Here is a 23,390-nt window from a genome sequence, read left to right as displayed (position 1 = left end):
AAGGGTCTTGGGCGGATTTCATGAAAAATCTTGCTACAAATCAGATGAAGTGGGTGCATAGAGGATCAGCCCTCGCGTCAGGGCTTGGCGGTACCCTTCCAACCACCACCCAACGCCAGAAACACCCCAATCTGTCCCATTGCCACTTGGCTGTTCGCCGCCGCCAACTGAGCACGCATATCGGTATAGGTCCGCGTCGCCTGCAAATCCGCCAGGAACGACTCACGCCCCGCCTGGTAATACCGGTGCGTCTGGTCCGCCGCTTCTTTCGCCGACTTCTCCGCCTCGGCCAGCGCATCGCGCCGATCCAGCAGGGCGCTGTACTGCGCCAACCGGGTCTGGGTCTCGCGAATGGCGTTCAGCACCACGCCATCGAAATGCGCCAGCGCCGCCTGGGTCGAGGCTTCGGCCATGCGAATGCGGGCACGGGTGCCGTTGGTGGGGATGCTCCAGCTGATCTGCGGGCCAAAACCCCAGCGGTTGGTCGAAGGCTCGCCAAGGTTCTCCAGGATACCGATGGTGCCAACCTGGGCGCCAATGCTGATGTCCGGGTACAAAGCGCCAGTGGCTACGCCAATATAGGCGGTGGCGGCAGCCAGCTGGCGTTCGGCCTGGCGCACGTCGGGGCGGCGCTTGAGCAGGGCCGCGCCATCGCCCACCGGGACCAGCTGGTTCAGGTGCGGCAGCTCGGCGCAATCGGCGGTACCGGCAGGCAACTGGTCGACCGGCTTGGCCAGCAGCGCGGCCAGGGTGTACATGCCCGTCTCGCGTTCGGCCTTGAAGCGTGGCAGTTCAGCACGCAAGGATTTGAACTGGGTCTGCGAGCGGGTGACCTGGGTTTCATCGCCACGCCCAGCATCGCGCAGGCGCTGGTTGAGTTTCACGCTTTGCTCCTGCAAATCGAGGGACTCACGGGCAATGTGGTATTCCTCGTTGGCCGAGCACACCTGGGTATAAGCCTTGACCACGTCCGCCACAAGCGTGATGCGGGCAGTGTCGGCAGCGGCCTGCACTGCGTCGGCATTTGCCTTGGCAGCCTCGGTACCACGCTTGAAGGTGCCCCACAGGTCGAACTGGTACGAGGCACTGATGATGGCCTCACCGATGTTGGCTACCGGCACCTTCTCAGGCTGCAGGAAGGCTTCGCCCGACTCTTGCAACCGCTGAGCGCCGAGTTTGACGCCACCGTTGAAGCCGCCTTGCGATTCCGCCACCTCCACCTGGGCGCGAGCTTTGGCGATGTTGGCCGCCGCCACGCGCAGTTCGGTGTTGGCACTCAGCGCCTGACGCACCAGCTCGTTCAGCCGCTGATCCTGATACAGCTGCCACCAGTCCTCGGGGACCGGCGCCGACACGACGCTGTCGGCATCCTGGCGCAGCGGGCCGTTCAGGTCATTGCGTTGCACGGCCGCATCCCCAGGCACCTCATAGTCGGGGCCCACCATCATGCAGGCCCCCAGCGACAGGCACAGGCCAGCCAGGATCAGCTGTTTCATGGGCGCTGGCCCTCGATGATCGACACCGTGGCAGTACGCCCGGCGATCATGCGGAAGTCTTGCGGCACTTCGTCAAAGGCGATGCGCACCGGAATGCGCTGGGCCAGGCGTACCCAACTGAACGCCGGGTTGACGTTGGGCAGCAGGTTGGCGCCACTGCTACGGTCGCGGTCTTCGATGCCAGCGGCAAAGCTCTGCACATGGCCGCGCAGGCGGGTATTGTCGCCCATCACACGGATGTCCACGGCATCGCCGATGTGTATACCGCCAAGCTTGGTTTCCTCGAAGTAGCCATCGACATGGTACGAGGCGCTATCGACCACCGACAGCACCGGGCGGCCGGCGGTGACGAACTCGTGGTTACGCGGCGCGCGGTCGTTGAGGTAGCCGTCTACCGGGCTGCGCACCACCGAGCGGTCAAGGTTGAGCTGGGCAGTATCGACAGCCACTTGCGCCTCGCTGACAGCCGAACGGGCACGGGCCTCGCGGGACTGGCTTTCTTCCAGTTGCTCGGCGGCCACCAGGTTGCCCAGCTTGCGGTTGCGCTGCGCTTCGCGGGAAGCCTGGGCGAGGGTCTCCTGGCGCTCGCCCAGGGTTGCCTTGGCTTGACGCAGGGCCAGCGTGAAGCGGTCCTGGTCGATGGTGAACAGCACGTCGCCACGTTTGACGGTCTGGTTGTCGCGCACCTCGACCTTCTGGATCAATCCCGACACATCGGGGGCGATCTGGATCACGTCGGCGCGTATGTGGCCGTCACGGGTCCAGGGGGCAAACATGTAGTAGACCACCATCTGCCACACGAGCACGGCGGCGAAGGTCACTACCAGCAAGGTCAGGACCACACGGCCCAAGGTCAGCATAGGTTTTTTCATGGCAGCATCAGGTTTCGGCAAAAGTGGTCCACCGCACCAAGCAGCACGGCATACAGAGCAACGTTGAACAACGCCCGGTGCCAGACCAGGCGGTAGAAATGCAGGCGCACCAGCACCGCGTGCACCCCAAGGAACAGCAGGTAGGTGCCAAACATCATCACCAGCAGCGTGGGCAGGAACACCCCGCTGATATCCAGTTCACCAATCACAGGGGTGCTCCGTCGAGGCCGGGGGGCAGTTGCGGTTGTTCAGCTGGCTCGAGCATCACCTCCACACCCGGCAACAGCGCCAGACGCAGGCCGCTCAGGGCATGCAGCAGGTGGGTGCGGGCATCGCCGCGCTCGTACAGCTCATCCAGGTTAAGCGCCAGGCGAGCGCGTTCCATGTTGCGTAACAGTGCGGCCGGGGCATGCAGGCGTTCGCCAGCACGCAGGCAAGCGGCGTAGTGCGCGCCGACTTCCTCGACCACAGTGTTCAGGCGCTCGCGAGCCTGCTGGCCGGCGCGCGGCATGTACGCCAGCAGGTCGAGCAGGTTCAATCCCACGCGCAGGTCGCGCAGCGCCACACCACTGTCCTGGCCGGTTTGCGACAGACGTGGCAGGTGCTGCATCAGGCGGTCGAGCATCTGTACGCCAACCTGGCGGTGTTCGGCCAACGTCGCAGGCTCGGTCATTTCAACGATGTCGCGCCAGGCGAAGCGGGTCATGCGCTTGGCCGCCAGCTCCACGCCGAACGGGCGCATCACCAGGGTCCAGATAAAGGCGAACAGGAGGCCCGCGGGGCCGGCAAGGTTGGAGTTGAGGAAGGTGAAGAAGTCGGCGTCGTAGGCGCCCTGGATGCTGATGAAGGTCGACGTGTTGACGATGGTCAGCAAGGTGCCCAGGTAGAAGCGCGGCTGTACAGTCAGGGTACCTATGCAGATGAAAGGTACGGCAAAGGCCAGCACCAGCATCGGGAAGTCGTGCAGGTTAGGCAGTACCAAAAACAGGTACAGACTGGAGAAGATGACCGACATCAGCGTCCAGAAAAAGAACCGGTAGATCTGCGGTGCTGGGTCGTCCATAGCGGCGAAGAAGCTACACGCAACTGCCGCGAGGATGACCGCACTGGCGCCGTCGTTCCAGCCCAGGCCGATCCACAGGCCGCAGGCGACCACGATAGCCAGGACCGTGGAGGCTACCGAGTACAGCATCAGGCCACGGTCGAAAAACGCTGTCAGGCGGCCCAGCCGCCAGTGGCGATACACCGCACGCCAAGGCTTGGCATCATCGGTACGCAGGGCGTGCTGCAGGGTGCAGCAGTCCTGCCACAGGTCGGCCCATTCGGTCAGGCGGTACAGGGCGTTGGACAACAGCAGCTCGGCGCGTTGGTCGAGGGCGGCTGTAGCGGGCTGCAGGCGGCCGATCTGCTCGTGCAACGTTGCCCAGTGCGCTACCGAAGCGCTGTCGGCGGTGCCTTTGAGCCATTCTCGAGCGGCTTCAAGCACGGGTTGAACCTGGGCAAACTGGGCCGGGGCGCGGCCTTCCAGGGCTACCAGTGCATCGTCGAGGGCGTCGATCACCGGCAGCAGATGGATCATCCGCCCGCGCAATTCGCGGGCGTTCTTCAGGGTATGCGGGCCGGCACCTTCGTGGGCGAGCTGACCGATCATCAGCTCCAGCGAGTTGAAGGTGGTGACCATCACCCCGCGCATCCCGCCGACCTTGTCGGCACTGACATCGCGGGCCAGGTAGGTGTCGCTGTAGCGAATCGCCTCGGTGAACCAGTTTCCGGTGGCACCGACTACCACCGGCGCCAGCCGGCGTGGCCAGAAGATAGCCCCGACGACTGCCGCGCAGACAATTCCCAAACAGATTTCCTGCGCGCGAGAAGAGGCCACATCGAACACTGCCAGCGGATTATCCACCACGGCCAGGGCAATCATCGGCAGGGTATAACCGGCCAGCATCAGCACGTAGTTGTTGGCCGTGCGCAGGTTCAGCGAAAGGAACAGCAAGGTGCCGGTCCACAGGGCGATGGCGATGCTCAACAACAAGGGTGACTGTACCAGCGGCGGCACCAGGAAGATCGCCCCGCCTGCGCCGAGCAACGTGCCCATGGCACGGTACAACGCCTTGGAGCTGGTCGGGCCGACGAACGGGCTGGAAACGATGTACACCGTAGCCATGGCCCAATAGGGGCGCGGCAGTTGCATGAGCAGAGCAATGTACAGGGCAATCATGGACGCGCCGAAGGTGCGCACACCGTAGAACCAGTCACGGGCCGGAGGGACAGAGCTGAAGAAACCGTTCATGCCACCCCGCCTGCGTTGCCCAGGCCGGCAGCCTCGAAGGCACGAAGCACACGCAAGGCAGCTTCCAGGTCGGCCTGATCGACACCGCCGAGCACATCGCGGCGCAAGCGCACCAGTTCGGCTTCGATGGCTTCGGCCAGGGCACGGCCTTCGGCCGTCAGGCTCAGTGCCTTGGCGCGGCGATCCAGTGGGTCCTCGCTGCGGCACACCAGGCCAGCTTTGCACAGTTGGTCAAGCAGGCGTACCAGCGACGGGCTTTCCAGGCCGGCAGCCTGGGCCACAGCCACCTGGTGCACGCCGTCACCCAGGCGCACGATCATCAGCAGCGGCGCAGCGCAGGCCTCGGAAATGCCGTAGCCGGTCAAGGCGGTATGACAGATGCGCCGCCAGTGGCGGGCAGCAACCACCATGCCACTGCTGACTTGCAGGCGCAGGAGATCAAGGGACATGAAGAGAACCAAATATATTCATAGTTTGCTAACTATCAATATACGCCCCAACATCCCCCTGTCGTCAACAGGGGGCGACGGATAGCCGGGGGTTAAATGTTGTTCATTTTTCAGCCAGTGGTGACGCGCTTCGCGGGTAAACCCGCACACAGGGGCTGCACCGGGTTCGGGATCTACGCAATCCCTGTGCAGCACTGGAGAGAAATACTCAGGGCTGGATCTGGTCTTCCAGCTTCATGGTCAAGGCCAATGTACTGCCCATCTGCACCGCCCGGTCCCGCCACTCCTGATACCGCACCGCATCACGGCTGCTGAAGTGCACCGCCAGCTCCTCTGCCGCCTGCACCACCCCCGCCGCTGCTGCCAGCTCAAGCCAGTACAGCGCTGCCTTGAGGTTGGCCTCTACGTGCAGCCCATGCATCAACCGGTAGCCCACTTCAAAACGACAACGTGCCTCGCCCTGTTCGGCGCCACGCATGAACCACTGGTAGGCCTGCACCAGGTCAACCTGCCACTCCAGGTCACCGTCGCACACCTCCTCCTCATACAGGTCACCCAGTGCAGCGGCCGCATGCAGCATGCCGCGGTCGAAGGCCTGCCGGTAACACTCCGCCGCCTGCACATAGGAAGGGTCGATGCCTTTGCCGAAGTAGTGCTGCTGGCCAAGGTTGAACCAGGCAGCAGCATTGCCCTGCAGGGCTGCCATGCGCAACAGGTGCCCGGCCAGCACGGTATCGGCCCGCCAGTACTTGCCGTTGAGCCAGATCCAGCCGAGGTCGTTCAATGCGGACACACTACCTTGCAATGCCTGGCGGCGCAGGTCGACATACACCGCCTGCAGGTCGTTGGCCTCATCCAGGCGGTTGACCAGCAGCGACCGCTGGCTGGGCAAGCCCACACCGGAGAACAGCCGCTGTCGCCTTCCTGCAGGGGCCGGAGGGGCGATGACCCGCTCGGGCAGAAGGCGGGCAAGTAGCGAATGGATATTGCTGGCAACAGACATGTTCATCCTCATTGAACGACGCACAACCCCAACCTTCGGCTGTGATGAGGCGTGATTCTGCGTGATGTCACGTCAAAACCTGTCGCGAACGAACCGGCACGAGGCAACCAAATGCGACTTCCTTGATCTGAGCAGGCTGTGGCCAATTGCCATGCCCCTCGCATGCCGCCATCCTATTGCGGCAAGCCTAGACAAGGACGTTATCTTTTGCCGTTCGCCACCACTCGCGCCACCCTTAGCCGACAGTGGGCGCTGCTGCGCCAGTTGCCCAGCCGTTCCCCAGGCATAACCAGCGCCGAGCTGGTCTGGCGCCTGCGTGACGTAGGTTTCACGGTCAGCAAACGCACTGTCGAGCGTGACCTCAATGAGCTTTCGCTGATATTCCCGCTGGAGCGCAATGACAAGAGCATTCCGTTCGGTTGGCACTGGTCGGCCAGTGCCGTGGGCGAATTACGCGGTAACTTCGACTTGCTGACACATCTGCGAGGGGATGCGTTGCAACCCTCGCAGGGTGAGGGCGTGGAGCTGGTTGCTCGAATTAGCGATGCACTGGCGCGGCAGTTGCGGGATGCGCCGTTGAGCAGCGACATGCAGCTGACGGCACTGGAGCATGGGCATCGGTTACGCGGCACGGTAAGTGACGGCTGGCCATTACGCTGGTGGCTGTTAAGCCATGGGGACGGGGTGGTAGTAGAGCAGCCTGCCGGCTTGCGGGAAGAGATTGGCAAGATTCTGAGCAATGCGGCAGCTCAATACCAGAATTTTTAGCCTGTACCGGCCTCTTCGCTGGCACCGAACACCAGCCCGACGGCGACTGTCGCGGTGACCAGCCCACTGTCAGATCAGCCCACCCTGCTCTTCTTCGTCAATCAGGTTATTGAGGCTGCTGAGCGCCTTGCGCGCCGTGGAACGGTTGAGCAGCTTGGCCTGCGCGCCGGCGGGCAGGTCGGTGATCTTGAACACGCCCTTGGCGGTCAGCACGTCAATCAGGTCCTCGAGCACGCGGATCATGTCCAGATCGCTTTGCTTGAGCTGGTTGAGGCTGTTTTCCACAACATCATCGGCAAACCATTCCTGGATATCGGCATGGTCTGAAGGGAGTATTTCGGTGAACTGATCAAACGCGGCTGCTTCCACCCGCAGCAACTGGCCGGCGGCGTTGCGTTGCACGTAGAACATGGCGATGTCCCTCGTCACGTTGGTTCCTTGTTGGTAGACAGCAGCATAGGCAAAGATCGCCGGGCGCGCAGGCCCGGCGCCAGAGTATGCGCTGTTGGCGAGTGGCAGGAAAGAGCCGGGGCCGCTATGCGGCCCCGGTGGTCTATCAGCTGTCCTTGTTGTGGATGATGATGGTCGGGTCGGCACCGCTGATCAACGAGTTGATCGTCTGGTTGGACCAGTTAACCCCTTCAAGCTTGATGGTCACGTCGGCGTTGGCGATACCACCTTCGGCGTTGAGCTTGCCTTCGCTGCTGACTTGCAAGGTGGTCGTACCCTCCACCGTGGTGAGCTTCAGGTAGTTATCGATGGTGCTGCCCTTCTCGCCCTGGAGCAGGTCCTTCAGGTCGATACGGTCACCCTCGGCCTTGTTGAAGTCCTTGATCACGTCGTTACCAAGGTCGCCAGCCTTCCACACGAAGGTGTCGGCACCGCTGCCACCGATCAGGATATCGTCGCCATGGCCACCGATCAGGGTGTCATTGCCAGTACCGCCCAACAGGATGTCGTTACCTCTGCCACCATCTAGCGTGTCGTTACCACCTTGGCCGAAGAGGATGTCATTGCCATTGCCGCCCGACAGGATGTCGTTGCCGTCTTTGGCACCGGAGATATCGAACTCGGTGTAGTGCTCGGTGATGTACTGGTGAACATTGCTGGTAGTGACAGCGCTGACTTCAACACCACTCTTCTCTGCAACGTACGTCTGCAGGGCCTGGTAGCCCTCGCTGACCACACCGTTGAGGGTGATCAGGTCACCGAAGATGATGTCGTTGCCGTTACCGCCATCGATGGTGTCGGCACCTGGCACCGTCGCTTCGGAGTGACCGAGAATCGCCTTGGCCAAATCGGACGGGTCGATATTGGTCTGTGGCTTGCCGGCACTGTCGTAAGGTTTCAGATCGTTCAGCGTGACATCGCTGTTCAGGCCGATAGCCTGGACTTTGCTCAAGCCGTTAGTGCCACCGAGCACGTTGAAACTCGCCGTAGAGCCAGCAGCCGCTTCAGTGTAGCTCCACCCATTACCCCAGCCCGCTCGCGAGGAGATCTCGTAGGTACCATCACCTTGAGCATGGATGGTGCCCAGTTCGTAAGTGTCGACTCTGCCATTACTCTTGTACGTGTAGACGTACACAGTGCCATCACTGTCGATTTCGAACTTGTGCGTACTGTCGACCATGGTGCTGAACGTGTCACCAATCTTGTAGTTGTTGACGTTCACAACATCATCCAGATATTTGCCACCTGTCCACAGACGAGGGTTGGTCGACTCGTCACTCTGGTAGTAGGTCGGCTTGCCATCAGTGATGAAATAGGTGAGGTTCTCCGCACCAGAGTTGCTCAAGGCCATCGTGCTCTTGAAGAAGTTGGACGTGGTCTTGAACGCGTCCTCGTAGTTGGTACCGCCACCGTAGCTGGTCCCCCCAACCATCGAGTTCAATACCGCTTGCAGTTTGCTCAGGGCATTCGAATCGGCCAGATTCACCGCCACGTTCTTGTTGACCTGGCTATCGAAGTCGACGAGGAAGATGTTCACGGTACCCGAGGTGTCCGAGCCCAGGCTGGCCTTGAGCGAATTGAACACCGAGGCCAACTGCGTCTTGGCATCTGCAATCGACTTGTCGCTCATACTGCCCGAGCTGTCGACCATGAAGGCGATATTGTAATTCTTGCCCTGAACCACGTTCAGCCCTGATACGTCAGCAACGATGATGTCGTTGCCTTCACTACCGGTCATCGTGTCATTGCCCGAGGTACCCACACTTGCCTTGTAGGTCGCAGCGTACACCGTCACCGGGATATTGCCGGTGGTGATGGCCGAGCCGCCCAGGCTTTCGGTGGCAGTCGAGGTAACCGTGATGTCGAACGAGCCTTTGTAATAGGCCGGCGGGGTCAGCGTCAGGCTGCTGAGTTTCCAGCCTGTCACATCGACCGGGGCAGTACCAACCGTGACCGTGTGGCCTGCACCATCGCTCAACACGGTACCTTTCGGGATACCGCTGAGTGTCACGTTCAAGCTTTCGGAGCCGTCGGTGTCGGTCAGGGCGGTGGAAATACCGACCAGTTTCACCGAGCCACCCTCAGGCCCTTCGTTGAGCTTGTAGCCGTCGTAGTAGCTCTGACCGTTCACGGTGTGCAGGTCAGACACGCCCAGGCCGGCATTGGCCATCTCGGTAACGTTCTGGTACATCTTGACGTTCGAGCTGCTCAGGTCGGTAACGGCACCGGAGCCTACCTGGATGTTCAGGTCATAGCTGCCTGGGCCGGACTGGTTGGCATGGTAGACCTCGATCGGGTAGTAGCCGCTGGTATTCGGGGTAAAGGTACCCGACACCCCGCCACCGGCTCCCCAGGTGGCCGTGACTACAGTCTTGCCACCGATGGTGACCACGAAGCTGTCGTCGGCCGAACCACTGAAGGTATAGACCTTGCCGGCTTCCAGGTAGATCAGGCCAGACGTTTTTGAACCGGTGCCAGCGTTGACGCTGCCATCGGACTGCACGTTGGTAGTGGTGCTGCTGGAGTTGGCACTGCCGGAGTTGGCAAAGACCGCCTTCAGATTCTCGCCGGTAATGCCGTTGCCGCCAGTACCCAGGCCGTTGAGGCTTGTCCAGACTTCCTTGGTCAGCCCTTTGGACTCGATATCGGCGTTGCCGAAGCTCAGGGTCGGTTTGTCGGCAACCGGGCTGATATCGACCTTCATGGTCACTTCGCTGCCCAGGTTGGTGTCATCGTTTGGCTTGAACTTGAACTGGGCGTAGTCGGCCTTCTGGTTACCCACGCCATTACCACCGTAGTTGTCCGCCCCCGACTGGTTCAGGGCCGGAACGAACTTCAGGTGCTGGGCAGTGATATCTGCCTGGCTGACCACCTGGCCAGCGGCCACATTCACCCATGCAGTACCGTTGAAGAACTGCAGGTTGCCGGCGACCGGGAGCGAGGTGATGGTCACGGACAGGTTAGTGTTGCCATCGGCATCGGTGACTTTGAAATCACTCCAGGCAAACACGTAATCAGTGTCCTCCACGCCAAACACCGCGCCACCAGGCGAAACCGGCAGGTGATCATTGTCGAGAATGGTGGTCGTCACGCTCGATTTGCTGCTATCGACCTGCAGGTTCTCGAAGTTACCACCCGTGGCGGTTTCAATCTTCACGACGAAGTTTTCGGTACCTTCGACCAGCTTGTCGTCGATGGTAGCGATATTGAAGGTCGTGCCTGTGCTGTTGGCCGGAATCTTCACGGTCGCAACACCGGTGAAGTCGTCACCGTTTTTGGCGGTACCGCTGTAGCTAAGGGTGATAGTGACTTCGGACTTGGACGCGTTGCTCAGGGTCAGCGTGTACTGGCCGGTTTCACCTTCGGTCAGAGAAGACGTGCCGGTAATACCGACGGTGGTGACGTCACCCTGATTGCCGGTGCCCGGAGTTCCCGTACCTGGTTCGTCGGTCACGGCGGTGCTGACCGGGGTCTTGTCCAGCGTCAGTTGCTCGAACTTGCCGACATCCGCGCCTTCAACGGTTGCGATCGATTTGATCACAGGGTCGTTGGTACCGACGTAGACGTTGTCCGGGGCAGCCACGGTGGCAGTGCCCACGGTACCGTTGGCCGGTACGGTGATGACGGTGGTGCCGTCGCTCAGCGTGAAGGTCAAGGCGCTGTGATTGTTGATCGGCAGGCCGTCTTGGTTGGTCAGCGTGATGGTGTAAGTGATCTCGCCGCCTTCGGTCACCGAAGGGGTCGCAGTCAGCTTGGCCACCACTTCGTCGGTGGTGTCGGTCACTTGAACCGAAGCCGCACCGCCGAGTTCCAGGTTCTCGAAGGTCGCACCAGTGGCGTCCTCCGCCGAGTTGATACCCAGGCTGATCTGACCTGCGTCGTTGTAGACGTCATCGCCTTGTGCCGTGTGCTCGTATGGCGCGCTGGTGTCGCCAGCCTTGATGGTGACCTGGGCGTTGTTGCTCAGGGTCACGACCAGGTCGTGGTCCAGCGGCTGGTTGACGTGCACGGTGAAGGTCGGTTTGACGTTCTCGGCTACCGAAGTCTGGTCGGCCGTGATGGTGACCTTCACCAGATCGCCTTCGTTGTTGCCGCCCGGGTTACCTGGGGTACCTGGCTCGTCAGTGACCGCAGTGCTGACCGGGGTCTTGTCGAGTGTCAGTTGCTCGAACTTGCCGACATCCGCGCCTTCAACGGTTGCGATCGACTTCACGACAGCGTCGTTGGTGCCGACGTAGACGTTGTCCGGAGCAGTCACGGTGGCTGTGCCCACGGTACCGTTGGCCGGCACGGTGATGACGGTGGTGCCGTCGCTCAGCGTGAAGGTCAAGGCACTGTGATTGTTGATCGGCAGACCGTCTTTGTTGGTCAGCGTGATGGTGTAGGTGATCTCGCCGCCTTCGGTGACCGAAGGGGTCGCGGTCAGCTTGGCCACCACTTCGTCGGTGGTGTCGGTCACTTGAACCGAAGCCGCACCGCCGAGTTCCAGGTTCTCGAAGGTCGCACCAGTGGCGTCCTCCGCCGAGTTGATACCCAGGCTGATCTGGCCAGCATCGTTGTAGACGTCATCGCCTTGTGCCGTGTGCTCGTATGGCGCGCTGGTGTCGCCAGCCTTGATGGTGACCTGGGCGTTGTTGCTCAGGGTCACGACCAGGTCGTGGTCCAGCGGCTGGTTGACGTGCACGGTGAAGGTCGGTTTGACGTTCTCGGCTACCGAAGTCTGGTCGGCCGTGATGGTGACCTTGACCAGGTCGCCTTCGTTGTTGCCGCCCGGGTTACCTGGGGTACCTGGCTCGTCAGTGACCGCTGTGCTGACCGGGGTCTTGTCGAGAGTCAGTTGCTCGAACTTGCCAACATCTGCGCCTTCAACGGTTGCGATCGACTTGATCACAGGGTCGTTGGTACCGACGTAGACGTTGTCCGGGGCAGTCACGGTGGCAGTGCCCACGGTACCGTTGGCCGGTACGGTGATGACTGTGGTGCCGTCGCTCAGCGTGAAGGTCAAGGCGCTGTGATTGTTGATCGGCAGGCCGTCTTGGTTGGTCAGCGTGATGGTGTAGGTGATCTCGCCGCCTTCGGTGACCGAAGGGGTCGCGGTCAGCTTGGCCACCACTTCGTCGGTGGTGTCGGTCACTTGAACCGAAGCCGCACCGCCGAGTTCCAGGTTCTCGAAGGTCGCACCAGTGGCGTCCTCCGCCGAGTTGATACCCAGGCTGATCTGGCCTGCGTCGTTGTAGACGTCATCGCCTTGTGCCGTGTGCTCGTATGGCGCGCTGGTGTCGCCAGCCTTGATGGTGACCTGGGCATTGTTGCTCAGGGTCACGACCAGGTCGTGGTCCAGCGGCTGGTTGACGTGCACGGTGAAGGTCGGTTTGACGTTCTCGGCTACCGAAGTCTGGTCGGCCGTGATGGTGACCTTGACCAGGTCGCCTTCGTTGTTGCCGCCCGGGTTACCTGGGGTACCTGGCTCGTCAGTGACCGCTGTGCTGACCGGGGTCTTGTCGAGAGTCAGTTGCTCGAACTTGCCAACATCTGCGCCTTCAACGGTTGCGATCGACTTCACGACAGCGTCGTTGGTGCCGACGTAGACGTTGTCCGGGGCAGTCACGGTCGCAGTGCCCACGGTACCGTTGGCCGGCACGGTGATGACGGTGGTGCCGTCGCTCAGCGTGAAGGTCAAGGCACTGTGATTGTTGATCGGCAAACCGTCTTGGTTGGTCAGCGTGATGGTGTAGGTGATCTCGCCGCCTTCGGTCACCGAAGGGGTCGCAGTCAGCTTGGCCACCACTTCGTCGGTGGTGTCGGTCACTTGAACCGAAGCCGCACCGCCGAGTTCCAGGTTCTCGAAGGTCGCACCAGTGGCGTCCTCCGCCGAGTTGATACCCAGGCTGATCTGACCTGCGTCGTTGTAGACGTCATCGCCTTGTGCCGTGTGCTCGTATGGCGCGCTGGTGTCGCCAGCCTTGATGGTGACCTGGGCGTTGTTGCTCAGGGTCACGACCAGGTCGTGGTCCAGCGGCTGGTTGACGTGCACGGTGAAGGTCGGTTTGACGTTCTCGGCCACCGAAGTCTGGTCGGCCGTGATGGTGACCTTGACCAGGTCGCCTTCGTTGTTGCCGCCCGGGTTACCTGGGGTACCTGGCTCGTCAGTGACCGCAGTGCTGACCGGGGTCTTGTCCAGCGTCAGTTGCTCGAACTTGCCGACATCCGCGCCTTCAACGGTAGCGATCGACTTCACGACAGCGTCGTTGGTACCGACGTAGACGTTGTCCGGGGCAGTCACGGTGGCAGTGCCCACGGTACCGTTGGCCGGTACGGTGATGACGGTGGTGCCGTCGCTCAGCGTGAAGGTCAAGGCACTGTGGTTGTTGATCGGCAAACCGTCTTGGTTGGTCAGCGTGATGGTGTAGGTGATCTCGCCGCCTTCGGTCACCGAAGGGGTCGCAGTCAGCTTGGCCACCACTTCGTCGGTGGTGTCGGTCACTTGAACCGAAGCCGCACCGCCGAGTTCCAGGTTCTCGAAGGTCGCACCAGTGGCGTCCTCCGCCGAGTTGATACCCAGGCTGATCTGACCTGCGTCGTTGTAGACGTCATCGCCTTGTGCCGTGTGCTCGTATGGCGCGCTGGTGTCGCCAGCCTTGATGGTGACCTGGGCGTTGTTGCTCAGGGTCACGACCAGGTCGTGGTCCAGCGGCTGGTTGACGTGCACGGTGAAGGTCGGTTTGACGTTCTCGGCCACCGAAGTCTGGTCGGCCGTGATGGTGACCTTGACCAGGTCGCCTTCGTTGTTGCCGCCCGGGTTACCTGGGGTACCTGGCTCGTCAGTGACCGCAGTGCTGACCGGGGTCTTGTCCAGCGTCAGTTGCTCGAACTTGCCGACATCCGCGCCTTCAACGGTAGCGATCGACTTCACGACAGCGTCGTTGGTACCGACGTAGACGTTGTCCGGGGCAGCCACGGTGGCAGTGCCCACGGTACCGTTGGCCGGTACGGTGATGACGGTGGTGCCGTCGCTCAGCGTGAAGGTCAAGGCGCTGTGATTGTTGATCGGCAGGCCGTCTTGGTTGGTCAGCGTGATGGTGTAAGTGATCTCGCCGCCTTCGGTCACCGAAGGGGTCGCAGTCAGCTTGGCCACCACTTCGTCGGTGGTGTCGGTCACTTGAACCGAAGCCGCACCGCCGAGTTCCAGGTTCTCGAAGGTCGCACCAGTGGCGTCCTCCGCCGAGTTGATACCCAGGCTGATCTGACCTGCGTCGTTGTAGACGTCATCGCCTTGTGCCGTGTGCTCGTATGGCGCGCTGGTGTCGCCAGCCTTGATGGTGACCTGGGCGTTGTTGCTCAGGGTCACGACCAGGTCGTGGTCCAGCGGCTGGTTGACGTGCACGGTGAAGGTCGGTTTGACGTTCTCGGCTACCGAAGTCTGGTCGGCCGTGATGGTGACCTTCACCAGATCGCCTTCGTTGTTGCCGCCCGGGTTACCTGGGGTACCTGGCTCGTCAGTGACCGCAGTGCTGACCGGGGTCTTGTCGAGTGTCAGTTGCTCGAACTTGCCGACATCCGCGCCTTCAACGGTTGCGATCGACTTCACGACAGCGTCGTTGGTGCCGACGTAGACGTTGTCCGGAGCAGTCACGGTGGCTGTGCCCACGGTACCGTTGGCCGGCACGGTGATGACGGTGGTGCCGTCGCTCAGCGTGAAGGTCAAGGCACTGTGATTGTTGATCGGCAGACCGTCTTTGTTGGTCAGCGTGATGGTGTAGGTGATCTCGCCGCCTTCGGTGACCGAAGGGGTCGCGGTCAGCTTGGCCACCACTTCGTCGGTGGTGTCGGTCACTTGAACCGAAGCCGCACCGCCGAGTTCCAGGTTCTCGAAGGTCGCACCAGTGGCGTCCTCCGCCGAGTTGATACCCAGGCTGATCTGGCCAGCATCGTTGTAGACGTCATCGCCTTGTGCCGTGTGCTCGTATGGCGCGCTGGTGTCGCCAGCCTTGATGGTGACCTGGGCGTTGTTGCTCAGGGTCACGACCAGGTCGTGGTCCAGCGGCTGGTTGACGTGCACGGTGAAGGTCGGTTTGACGTTCTCGGCTACCGAAGTCTGGTCGGCCGTGATGGTGACCTTGACCAGGTCGCCTTCGTTGTTGCCGCCCGGGTTACCTGGGGTACCTGGCTCGTCAGTGACCGCTGTGCTGACCGGGGTCTTGTCGAGAGTCAGTTGCTCGAACTTGCCAACATCTGCGCCTTCAACGGTTGCGATCGACTTGATCACAGGGTCGTTGGTACCGACGTAGACGTTGTCCGGGGCAGTCACGGTGGCAGTGCCCACGGTACCGTTGGCCGGTACGGTGATGACTGTGGTGCCGTCGCTCAGCGTGAAGGTCAAGGCGCTGTGATTGTTGATCGGCAGGCCGTCTTGGTTGGTCAGCGTGATGGTGTAGGTGATCTCGCCGCCTTCGGTGACCGAAGGGGTCGCGGTCAGCTTGGCCACCACTTCGTCGGTGGTGTCGGTCACTTGAACCGAAGCCGCACCGCCGAGTTCCAGGTTCTCGAAGGTCGCACCAGTGGCGTCCTCCGCCGAGTTGATACCCAGGCTGATCTGGCCTGCGTCGTTGTAGACGTCATCGCCTTGTGCCGTGTGCTCGTATGGCGCGCTGGTGTCGCCAGCCTTGATGGTGACCTGGGCATTGTTGCTCAGGGTCACGACCAGGTCGTGGTCCAGCGGCTGGTTGACGTGCACGGTGAAGGTCGGTTTGACGTTCTCGGCTACCGAAGTCTGGTCGGCCGTGATGGTGACCTTGACCAGGTCGCCTTCGTTGTTGCCGCCCGGGTTGCCTGGGGTACCTGGCTCGTCGGTCACCTCGGTGCTGACCGGCGTCTTGTCCAGGTTCAGGTTTTCGAACTTCCACGCATCTGCGCCGCTGACGGCGTCGATGGCATTGACCACCGGCTGGTTAGCGCCGACATAGACGTTGTCCGGGGCGGTTGCAGTGGCCGAGCCCGTAGTGCTGTTCGCTGCCACGACAACAGTAGTGCCGTCGGTCAGCTTGAAGTACAGCTCCGAGTGGTTGTTGATCGGCAGACCATCTTTGTTGGTCAGCGTAATGGTGTAGGTGATCTCACCACCTTCGGTCACCGAAGGAGTCGCGGTCAGCTTGGCCACCACTTCGTCGAGGGTGTCAGTCACTTGAACCGAAGCGGCACCGCCCAGTTCCAGGTTCTCGAAGGTCGCACCAGTGGCGTCCTCCGCCGAATTGATACCCAGGCTGATTTCGCCAGCATCCTGATAGACGTCGTCACCTTGCGCATCGTGCTCGTACGGAGCGCTGGTCTCACCGGCCTTGATGGTGACCTGGGCGTTGTTGCTCAGGGTCACGACCAGGTCGTGGTCCAGCGGTTGGTTGACGTGCACGGTGAACGTCGGTTTGACGTTCTCGGCCACCGAGGTTTGGTCGGCCGTGATAGTGACCTTGACGATGTCGCCTTCGTTGTTGCCGCCCGGGTTGCCTGGGGTGCCTGGCTCGTCGGTCACCTCGGTGCTGACCGGCGTCTTGTCCAGGTTCAGGTTTTCGAACTTCCACGCATCTGCGCCGCTGACGGCGTCGATAGCATTGACCACCGGCTGGTTGGCGCCGACATAGACGTTGTCCGGGGCGGTTGCAGTGGCCGAGCCCGTAGTGCTGTTCGCCGCCACGACAACAGTAGTGCCGTCGGTCAGTTTGAAGTACAGCTCCGAGTGGTTGTTGATCGGCAAGCCGTCTTTGTTGGTCAGCGTAATGGTGTAGGTGATCTCGCCGCCTTCGGTCACCGAAGGGGTCGCGGTCAGTTTGGCCACCACTTCGTCGAGGGTGTCAGTCACTTGAACCGAAGCTGCACCGCCGAGTTCCAGGTTCTCGAAGGTCGCACCAGTGGCGTCCTCCGCCGAATTGATACCCAGGCTGATTTCGCCAGCATCCTGATAGACGTCGTCACCTTGCGCATCGTGCTCGTACGGAGCGCTGGTATCGCCAGCCTTGATGGTGACCTGGGCGTTGTTGCTCAGGGTCACGACCAGGTCGTGGTCCAGCGGTTGGTTGACGTGCACGGTGAACGTCGGTTTGACGTTCTCGGCTACCGACATCTGGTCTGCAGTAATAGTGACCTTGACGATGTCGCCTTCGTTGCCCGGCGTACCTGGCTCGTCGGTCACCTCGGTGCTGACCGGCGTCTTGTCCAGGTTCAGGTTTTCGAACTTCCACGCATCTGCGCCGCTGACGGCGTCGATGGCATTGACCACCGGCTGGTTAGCACCGACATAGACGTTGTCCGGGGCGGTTGCAGTGGCCGAGCCTGTGGTGCTGTTCGCTGCCACGACAACAGTAGTGCCGTCGGTCAGCTTGAAGTACAGCTCCGAGTGGTTGTTGATCGGCAAGCCGTCTTTGTTGGTCAGCGTAATGGTGTAGGTAATCTCGCCGCCTTCGGTCACCGAAGGGGTCGCGGTCAGCTTGGCCACCACCTCGTCGAGGGTGTCAGTCACTTGAACCGAAGCTGCACCGCCGAGTTCCAGGTTCTCGAAGGTCGCACCAGTGGCGTCCTCCGCCGAATTGATACCCAGGCTGATTTCGCCAGCATCCTGATAGACGTCGTCACCTTGCGCATCGTGCTCGTACGGAGCGCTGGTATCGCCAGCCTTGATGGTGACCTGGGCGTTGTTGCTCAGGGTCACGACCAGGTCGTGGTCCAGCGGCTGGTTGACGTGCACGGTGAACGTCGGTTTGACGTTCTCGGCTACCGAAGTCTGGTCGGCCGTGATGGTGACCTTCACCAGATCGCCTTCGTTGTTGCCGCCCGGGTTACCTGGGGTACCTGGCTCGTCAGTGACCGCAGTGCTGACCGGGGTCTTGTCGAGTGTCAGTTGCTCGAACTTGCCGACATCCGCGCCTTCAACGGTTGCGATCGACTTCACGACAGCGTCGTTGGTGCCGACGTAGACGTTGTCCGGAGCAGTCACGGTGGCTGTGCCCACGGTACCGTTGGCCGGCACGGTGATGACGGTGGTGCCGTCGCTCAGCGTGAAGGTCAAGGCACTGTGATTGTTGATCGGCAGACCGTCTTTGTTGGTCAGCGTGATGGTGTAGGTGATCTCGCCGCCTTCGGTCACCGAAGGGGTCGCGGTCAGCTTGGCCACCACTTCGTCGGTGGTGTCGGTCACTTGAACCGAAGCCGCACCGCCGAGTTCCAGGTTCTCGAAGGTCGCACCAGTGGCGTCCTCCGCCGAGTTGATACCCAGGCTGATCTGACCTGCGTCGTTGTAGACGTCATCGCCTTGTGCGTCGTGAGTGTACGGCGCGCTGGTATCACCGGCCTTGATGGTGACCTGGGCATTGTTGCTCAGGGTCACGACCAGGTCGTGGTCCAGCGGTTGGTTGACGTGCACGGTGAACGTCGGTTTGACGTTCTCGGCCACCGAGGTTTGGTCGGCCGTGATAGTGACCTTGACGATGTCGCCTTCGTTGTTGCCGCCCGGGTTGCCTGGGGTGCCTGGCTCGTCGGTCACCTCGGTGCTGACCGGCGTCTTGTCCAGGTTCAGGTTTTCGAACTTCCACGCATCTGCGCCGCTGACGGCGTCGATGGCATTGACCACCGGCTGGTTAGCGCCGACATAGACGTTGTCCGGGGCGGTTGCAGTAGCCGAGCCCGTGGTGCTGTTCGCCGCCACGACAACAGTAGTGCCGTCGGTCAGCTTGAAGTACAGCTCCGAGTGGTTGTTGATCGGCAAGCCGTCTTTGTTGGTCAGCGTAATGGTGTAGGTGATCTCGCCGCCTTCGGTCACCGAAGGGGTCGCGGTCAGTTTGGCCACCACTTCGTCGAGGGTGTCAGTCACTTGAACCGAAGCCGCACCGCCCAACTCGAGGTTTTCGAAGGTCGCACCAGTGGCGTCCGCCGCCGAATTGATACCCAGGCTGATTTCGCCAGCATCCTGATAGACGTCGTCACCTTGCGCATCGTGCTCGTACGGAGCGCTGGTATCTCCAGCCTTGATGGTGACCTGGGCGTTGTTGCTCAGGGTCACGACCAGGTCGTGGTCCAGCGGTTGGTTGACGTGCACGGTGAACGTCGGTTTGACGTTCTCGGCCACCGAGGTTTGGTCGGCCGTGATAGTGACCTTGACGATGTCGCCTTCGTTGTTGCCGCCCGGGTTGCCTGGGGTGCCTGGCTCGTCGGTCACCTCGGTGCTGACCGGCGTCTTGTCCAGGTTCAGGTTTTCGAACTTCCACGCATCTGCGCCGCTGACGGCGTCGATGGCATTGACCACCGGCTGGTTAGCGCCGACATAGACGTTGTCCGGGGCGGTTGCAGTGGCCGAGCCCGTGGTGCTGTTCGCCGCCACGACAACAGTAGTGCCGTCGGTCAGCTTGAAGTACAGCTCCGAGTGGTTGTTGATCGGCAAGCCGTCTTTGTTGGTCAGCGTAATGGTGTAGGTGATCTCGCCGCCTTCGGTGACCGAAGGGGTTGCGGTCAGTTTTGCGACAACTTCGCTGATAGTGTCCGAGATTTCAACGGTGGCCGGTCCCCCCAAGGCCAGCTGCTCGAAGGTGGCACCCGGAACTGTAGCGTCGGTAACACTGAGCGTGATGGAGCCTGCATCGAGATAGACGTCATCGCCCTGAGCCGAGGTCTTGTACTCGACTTCGGTCTTACCGGCTTCGATCGTTACGACGTCGCCGTTTGACAGGGTTACGGTCATCGGACGGTCCAGCGCCTGGCTTACTTTCACAGTAAAGGAAGGCTGCTGGTCTTCGGTCACATTGCCATTGCTAACAATGCTTACAGTGACGGTATCGATGCTGTCATTGATGACCGTCGAGGCTGGAGTCGGATTCGGGGTCAACTGCTCAAAGTTACCGCCCGTGGCGTTCTCGATGGTGACGCTGACGGTCGAACCGTTGTTGTAGACGTCATTCGCCGGGGTCTGGAAGTCGACACTGCCCTGGGTTTTGCCGGCTTCAACGGTGATGGTCTGGCCGTTCGACAGAGTCACGGTGACCGGAGTCTGGGCAGGATTGCTCAGGGTCACGGTGTAGGTGATCACGCCGCCTTCGGTGACCGATGGGCTCGCCGTCAAGGTCGCAGTGGTGGTGTCGACCGAGTCGTTGATCGTGGTCTGAGCCGGGGTCGGGTTCGGGGTCAGTTGCTCGAAGTTGCCGCCCGTGGCGTTCTCGATGGTGACGCTGACGGTCGAACCGTTGTTGTAGACGTCATTCGCCGGGGTCTGGAAGTCGACACTGCCCTGGGTTTTGCCGGCTTCAACGGTGATGGTCTGGCCGTTCGACAGAGTCACGGTGACCGGAGTCTGGGCAGGATTGCTCAGGGTCACGGTGTAGGTGATCACGCCGCCTTCGGTGACCGATGGGCTCGCCGTCAAGGTCGCAGTGGTGGTGTCGACCGAGTCGTTGATCGTGGTCTGAGCCGGGGTCGGGTTCGGGGTCAGTTGCTCGAAGTTGCCGCCCGTGGCGTTCTCGATGGTGACGCTGACGGTCGAACCGTTGTTGTAGACGTCATTCGCCGGGGTCTGGAAGTCGACACTGCCCTGGGTCTTGCCGGCTTCAACGGTGATGACTTGGCCGTTCGACAGAGTCACGGTGACTGGAGTCTGGGCAGGATTGCTCAGGGTCACGGTGTAGGTGATCACGCCGCCTTCGGTGACCGACGGGCTCGCCGTCAAGGTCGCAGTGGTGGTGTCGACCGAGTCGTTGATCGTGGTCTGAGCCGGGGTCGGGTTCGGGGTCAGTTGCTCGAAGTTGCCGCCCGTGGCGTTCTCGATGGTGACGCTGACGGTCGAACCGTTGTTGTAGACGTCATTCGCCGGGGTCTGGAAGTCAACGCTGCCCTGGGTTTTGCCGGCTTCAACGGTGATGGTCTGGCCGTTCGACAGAGTCACGGTGACCGGAGTCTGGGCAGGATTGCTCAGGGTCACGGTGTAGGTGATCACGCCGCCTTCGGTGACCGATGGGCTCGCCGTCAAGGTCGCAGTGGTGGTGTCGACCGAGTCGTTGATCGTGGTCTGAGCCGGGGTCGGGTTCGGGGTCAGTTGCTCGAAGTTGCCGCCCGTGGCGTTCTCGATGGTGACGCTGACGGTCGAACCGTTGTTGTAGACGTCATTCGCCGGGGTCTGGAAGTCGACACTGCCCTGGGTTTTGCCGGCTTCAACGGTGATGGTCTGGCCGTTCGACAGAGTCACGGTGACCGGAGTCTGGGCAGGATTGCTCAGGGTCACGGTGTAGGTGATCACGCCGCCTTCGGTGACCGATGGGCTCGCCGTCAAGGTCGCAGTGGTGGTGTCGACCGAGTCGTTGATCGTGGTCTGAGCCGGGGTCGGGTTCGGGGTCAGTTGCTCGAAGTTGCCGCCCGTGGCGTTCTCGATGGTGACGCTGACGGTCGAACCGTTGTTGTAGACGTCATTCGCCGGGGTCTGGAAGTCAACGCTGCCCTGGGTTTTGCCGGCTTCAACGGTGATGGTCTGGCCGTTCGACAGGGTCACGGTGACCGGAGTCTGGGCAGGATTGCTCAGGGTCACGGTGTAGGTGATCACGCCGCCTTCGGTGACCGATGGGCTCGCCGTCAAGGTCGCAGTGGTGGTGTCGACCGAGTCGTTGATCGTGGTCTGAGCCGGGGTCGGGTTCGGGGTCAGTTGCTCGAAGTTGCCGCCCGTGGCGTTCTCGATGGTGACGCTGACGGTCGAACCGTTGTTGTAGACGTCATTCGCCGGGGTCTGGAAGTCGACACTGCCCTGGGTTTTGCCGGCTTCAACGGTGATGACTTGGCCGTTCGACAGAGTCACGGTGACTGGAGTCTGGGCAGGATTGCTCAGGGTCACGGTGTAGGTGATCACGCCGCCTTCGGTCACGCTTGGCGAGGCGGTCAGGGTCGCAGTGGTGGTGTCGACCGAGTCGTTGATCGTGGTCTGAGCCGGGGTCGGGTTCGGGGTCAGTTGCTCGAAGTTGCCGCCCGTGGCGTTCTCGATGGTGACGCTGACGGTCGAACCGTTGTTGTAGACGTCATTCGCCGGGGTCTGGAAGTCGACACTGCCCTGGGTTTTGCCGGCTTCAACGGTGATGACCTGGCCGTTCGACAGAGTCACGGTGACCGGAGTCTGGGCAGGATTGCTCAGGGTCACGGTGTAGGTGATCACGCCGCCTTCGGTCACGCTTGGCGAAGCGGTCAGGGTCGCAGTTGTGGTGTCGATTGTATCGGTCACTTGGGTAACCGCTGGCGTTTGCGGCAATGTCACCGTCAGACCGCCACCACCGGTACTGCCTGTCACGCTCGCCGAAATCTGGCTCCCGTCGATGTAGGGAGTGTCATTTGCCGGAACTACGACGTTGACGCTTCCACTGGTCTGCCCGGCCGGAATGACGATCACGGCACCGTTGGACAGAGTAATTACCAAGTTGGTGGTCGGAGCCTGACCAACGGTGGCGGTATAAACGATTACGCCACCCGCTTCACTGATAGAGGGGGTTGCGCCAAGAATCAGATCAGTAGCAACGTTGGTATCCGTCGTGGGTGTGGTCACCAGGTTGTTGCCGTTGGTGTCCAGCAGGCCCACTTCTTCGCTATCGAGTACACCCGCAAAGCCCAGCCCATCAGTCGGGAAGCCGACCGTCGGGTCAACTCGGCCAGCCGTTTCTTCGAGCATCACGAAGCTGTGGCCACCGCCCAGCGCACCACCACCCGCTGATGACGGGCCAGCGGCGGTAGCTTCAAGCTCAGTAGTCGGGTCAACACCAGCAGCAATAGCCTGCTGCAGCTCTTCCACCGAAGGCGCGGCCTGCGCTGCAGCCTGGCTCAGGTCGGTACTGCTGTCAGGCGCGTCGGCGCTCCATTGGCTGTCACGGCCCAGATCGAGCATACGGCCATCAGCCAGCTCCAGAGTAACTGCGCCACCAGGACCGGTGAGCACTTCCTCACCGGTCAATAGGCGGTCACCTTCGATAAGTACACGCCGGATGCCCTCTGGGGATACCGCAATAACCTGGCCGACAATGCTTTTGACGATGGCTACAACGCTGCTCATTGGACTCT

The 23,390-nt window shown here is 61.5% G+C and carries 9 protein-coding genes; 1 reads left to right on the top strand and 8 read right to left on the bottom strand.

Annotated features, from left to right (window positions below):
- Positions 1-77: 77 nt before the first annotated feature.
- The 6 genes from AC3B5Q_RS00705 to AC3B5Q_RS00680 form a co-directional block, all read right to left on the bottom strand.
- Entirely contained in the window at positions 78-1,496 is a 1,419-nt protein-coding gene (locus AC3B5Q_RS00705) for an efflux transporter outer membrane subunit (RefSeq protein WP_274118649.1), read from the bottom strand.
- Complete coding sequence (locus AC3B5Q_RS00700) at positions 1,493-2,368, bottom strand: efflux RND transporter periplasmic adaptor subunit (RefSeq protein WP_003255903.1); 876 nt, start codon at positions 2,366-2,368, stop codon at positions 1,493-1,495. The genes AC3B5Q_RS00705 and AC3B5Q_RS00700 overlap by 4 nt, the downstream gene beginning before the upstream one ends.
- Positions 2,365-2,577 carry a DUF1656 domain-containing protein gene (locus tag AC3B5Q_RS00695; RefSeq protein ID WP_003255905.1) on the bottom strand — a complete coding sequence of 71 codons (213 nt, stop codon included), beginning with the start codon at positions 2,575-2,577 and terminating at the stop codon, positions 2,365-2,367. The genes AC3B5Q_RS00700 and AC3B5Q_RS00695 overlap by 4 nt, the downstream gene beginning before the upstream one ends.
- Complete coding sequence (locus tag AC3B5Q_RS00690; RefSeq protein WP_021782545.1) at positions 2,574-4,661, bottom strand: FUSC family protein; 2,088 nt, start codon at positions 4,659-4,661, stop codon at positions 2,574-2,576. The genes AC3B5Q_RS00695 and AC3B5Q_RS00690 overlap by 4 nt, the downstream gene beginning before the upstream one ends.
- Entirely contained in the window at positions 4,658-5,110 is a 453-nt protein-coding gene (locus tag AC3B5Q_RS00685) for a MarR family winged helix-turn-helix transcriptional regulator (RefSeq protein WP_021782544.1), read from the bottom strand. Before AC3B5Q_RS00685 ends, AC3B5Q_RS00690 begins: the two co-directional genes overlap by 4 nt.
- Positions 5,111-5,318: 208 nt before the next feature.
- Positions 5,319-6,113 carry a tetratricopeptide repeat protein gene (locus AC3B5Q_RS00680; RefSeq protein ID WP_017147865.1) on the bottom strand — a complete coding sequence of 265 codons (795 nt, stop codon included), beginning with the start codon at positions 6,111-6,113 and terminating at the stop codon, positions 5,319-5,321.
- Positions 6,114-6,320: 207 nt separating this feature from the next.
- Between AC3B5Q_RS00680 and AC3B5Q_RS00675 the strand changes: the two genes are divergently transcribed.
- Complete coding sequence (locus tag AC3B5Q_RS00675; RefSeq protein ID WP_021782543.1) at positions 6,321-6,881, top strand: WYL domain-containing protein; 561 nt, start codon at positions 6,321-6,323, stop codon at positions 6,879-6,881.
- 69 nt (positions 6,882-6,950) lie between these two features.
- Here AC3B5Q_RS00675 and AC3B5Q_RS00670 read toward each other — a convergent pair whose 3' ends face one another.
- Both AC3B5Q_RS00670 and AC3B5Q_RS00665 read right to left on the bottom strand, forming a co-directional pair.
- On the bottom strand, positions 6,951-7,292 hold the full coding sequence (locus AC3B5Q_RS00670) for a hypothetical protein (RefSeq protein WP_021782542.1): 342 nt from the start codon (positions 7,290-7,292) through the stop codon (positions 6,951-6,953).
- A 145-nt stretch (positions 7,293-7,437) separates the two neighbouring features.
- Positions 7,438-23,382, bottom strand: a complete 15,945-nt coding sequence (locus tag AC3B5Q_RS00665; RefSeq protein ID WP_488392790.1) for a retention module-containing protein — start codon at positions 23,380-23,382, stop codon at positions 7,438-7,440.
- Between the last annotated feature and the right edge of the window lie 8 nt (positions 23,383-23,390).

It is taken from the genome of Pseudomonas sp. D5(2026), from assembly GCF_057766845.1.
The sequence above is the reverse complement of the archived record's forward strand: the minus strand, read 5'-3'. Positions and strand labels throughout refer to the sequence as shown.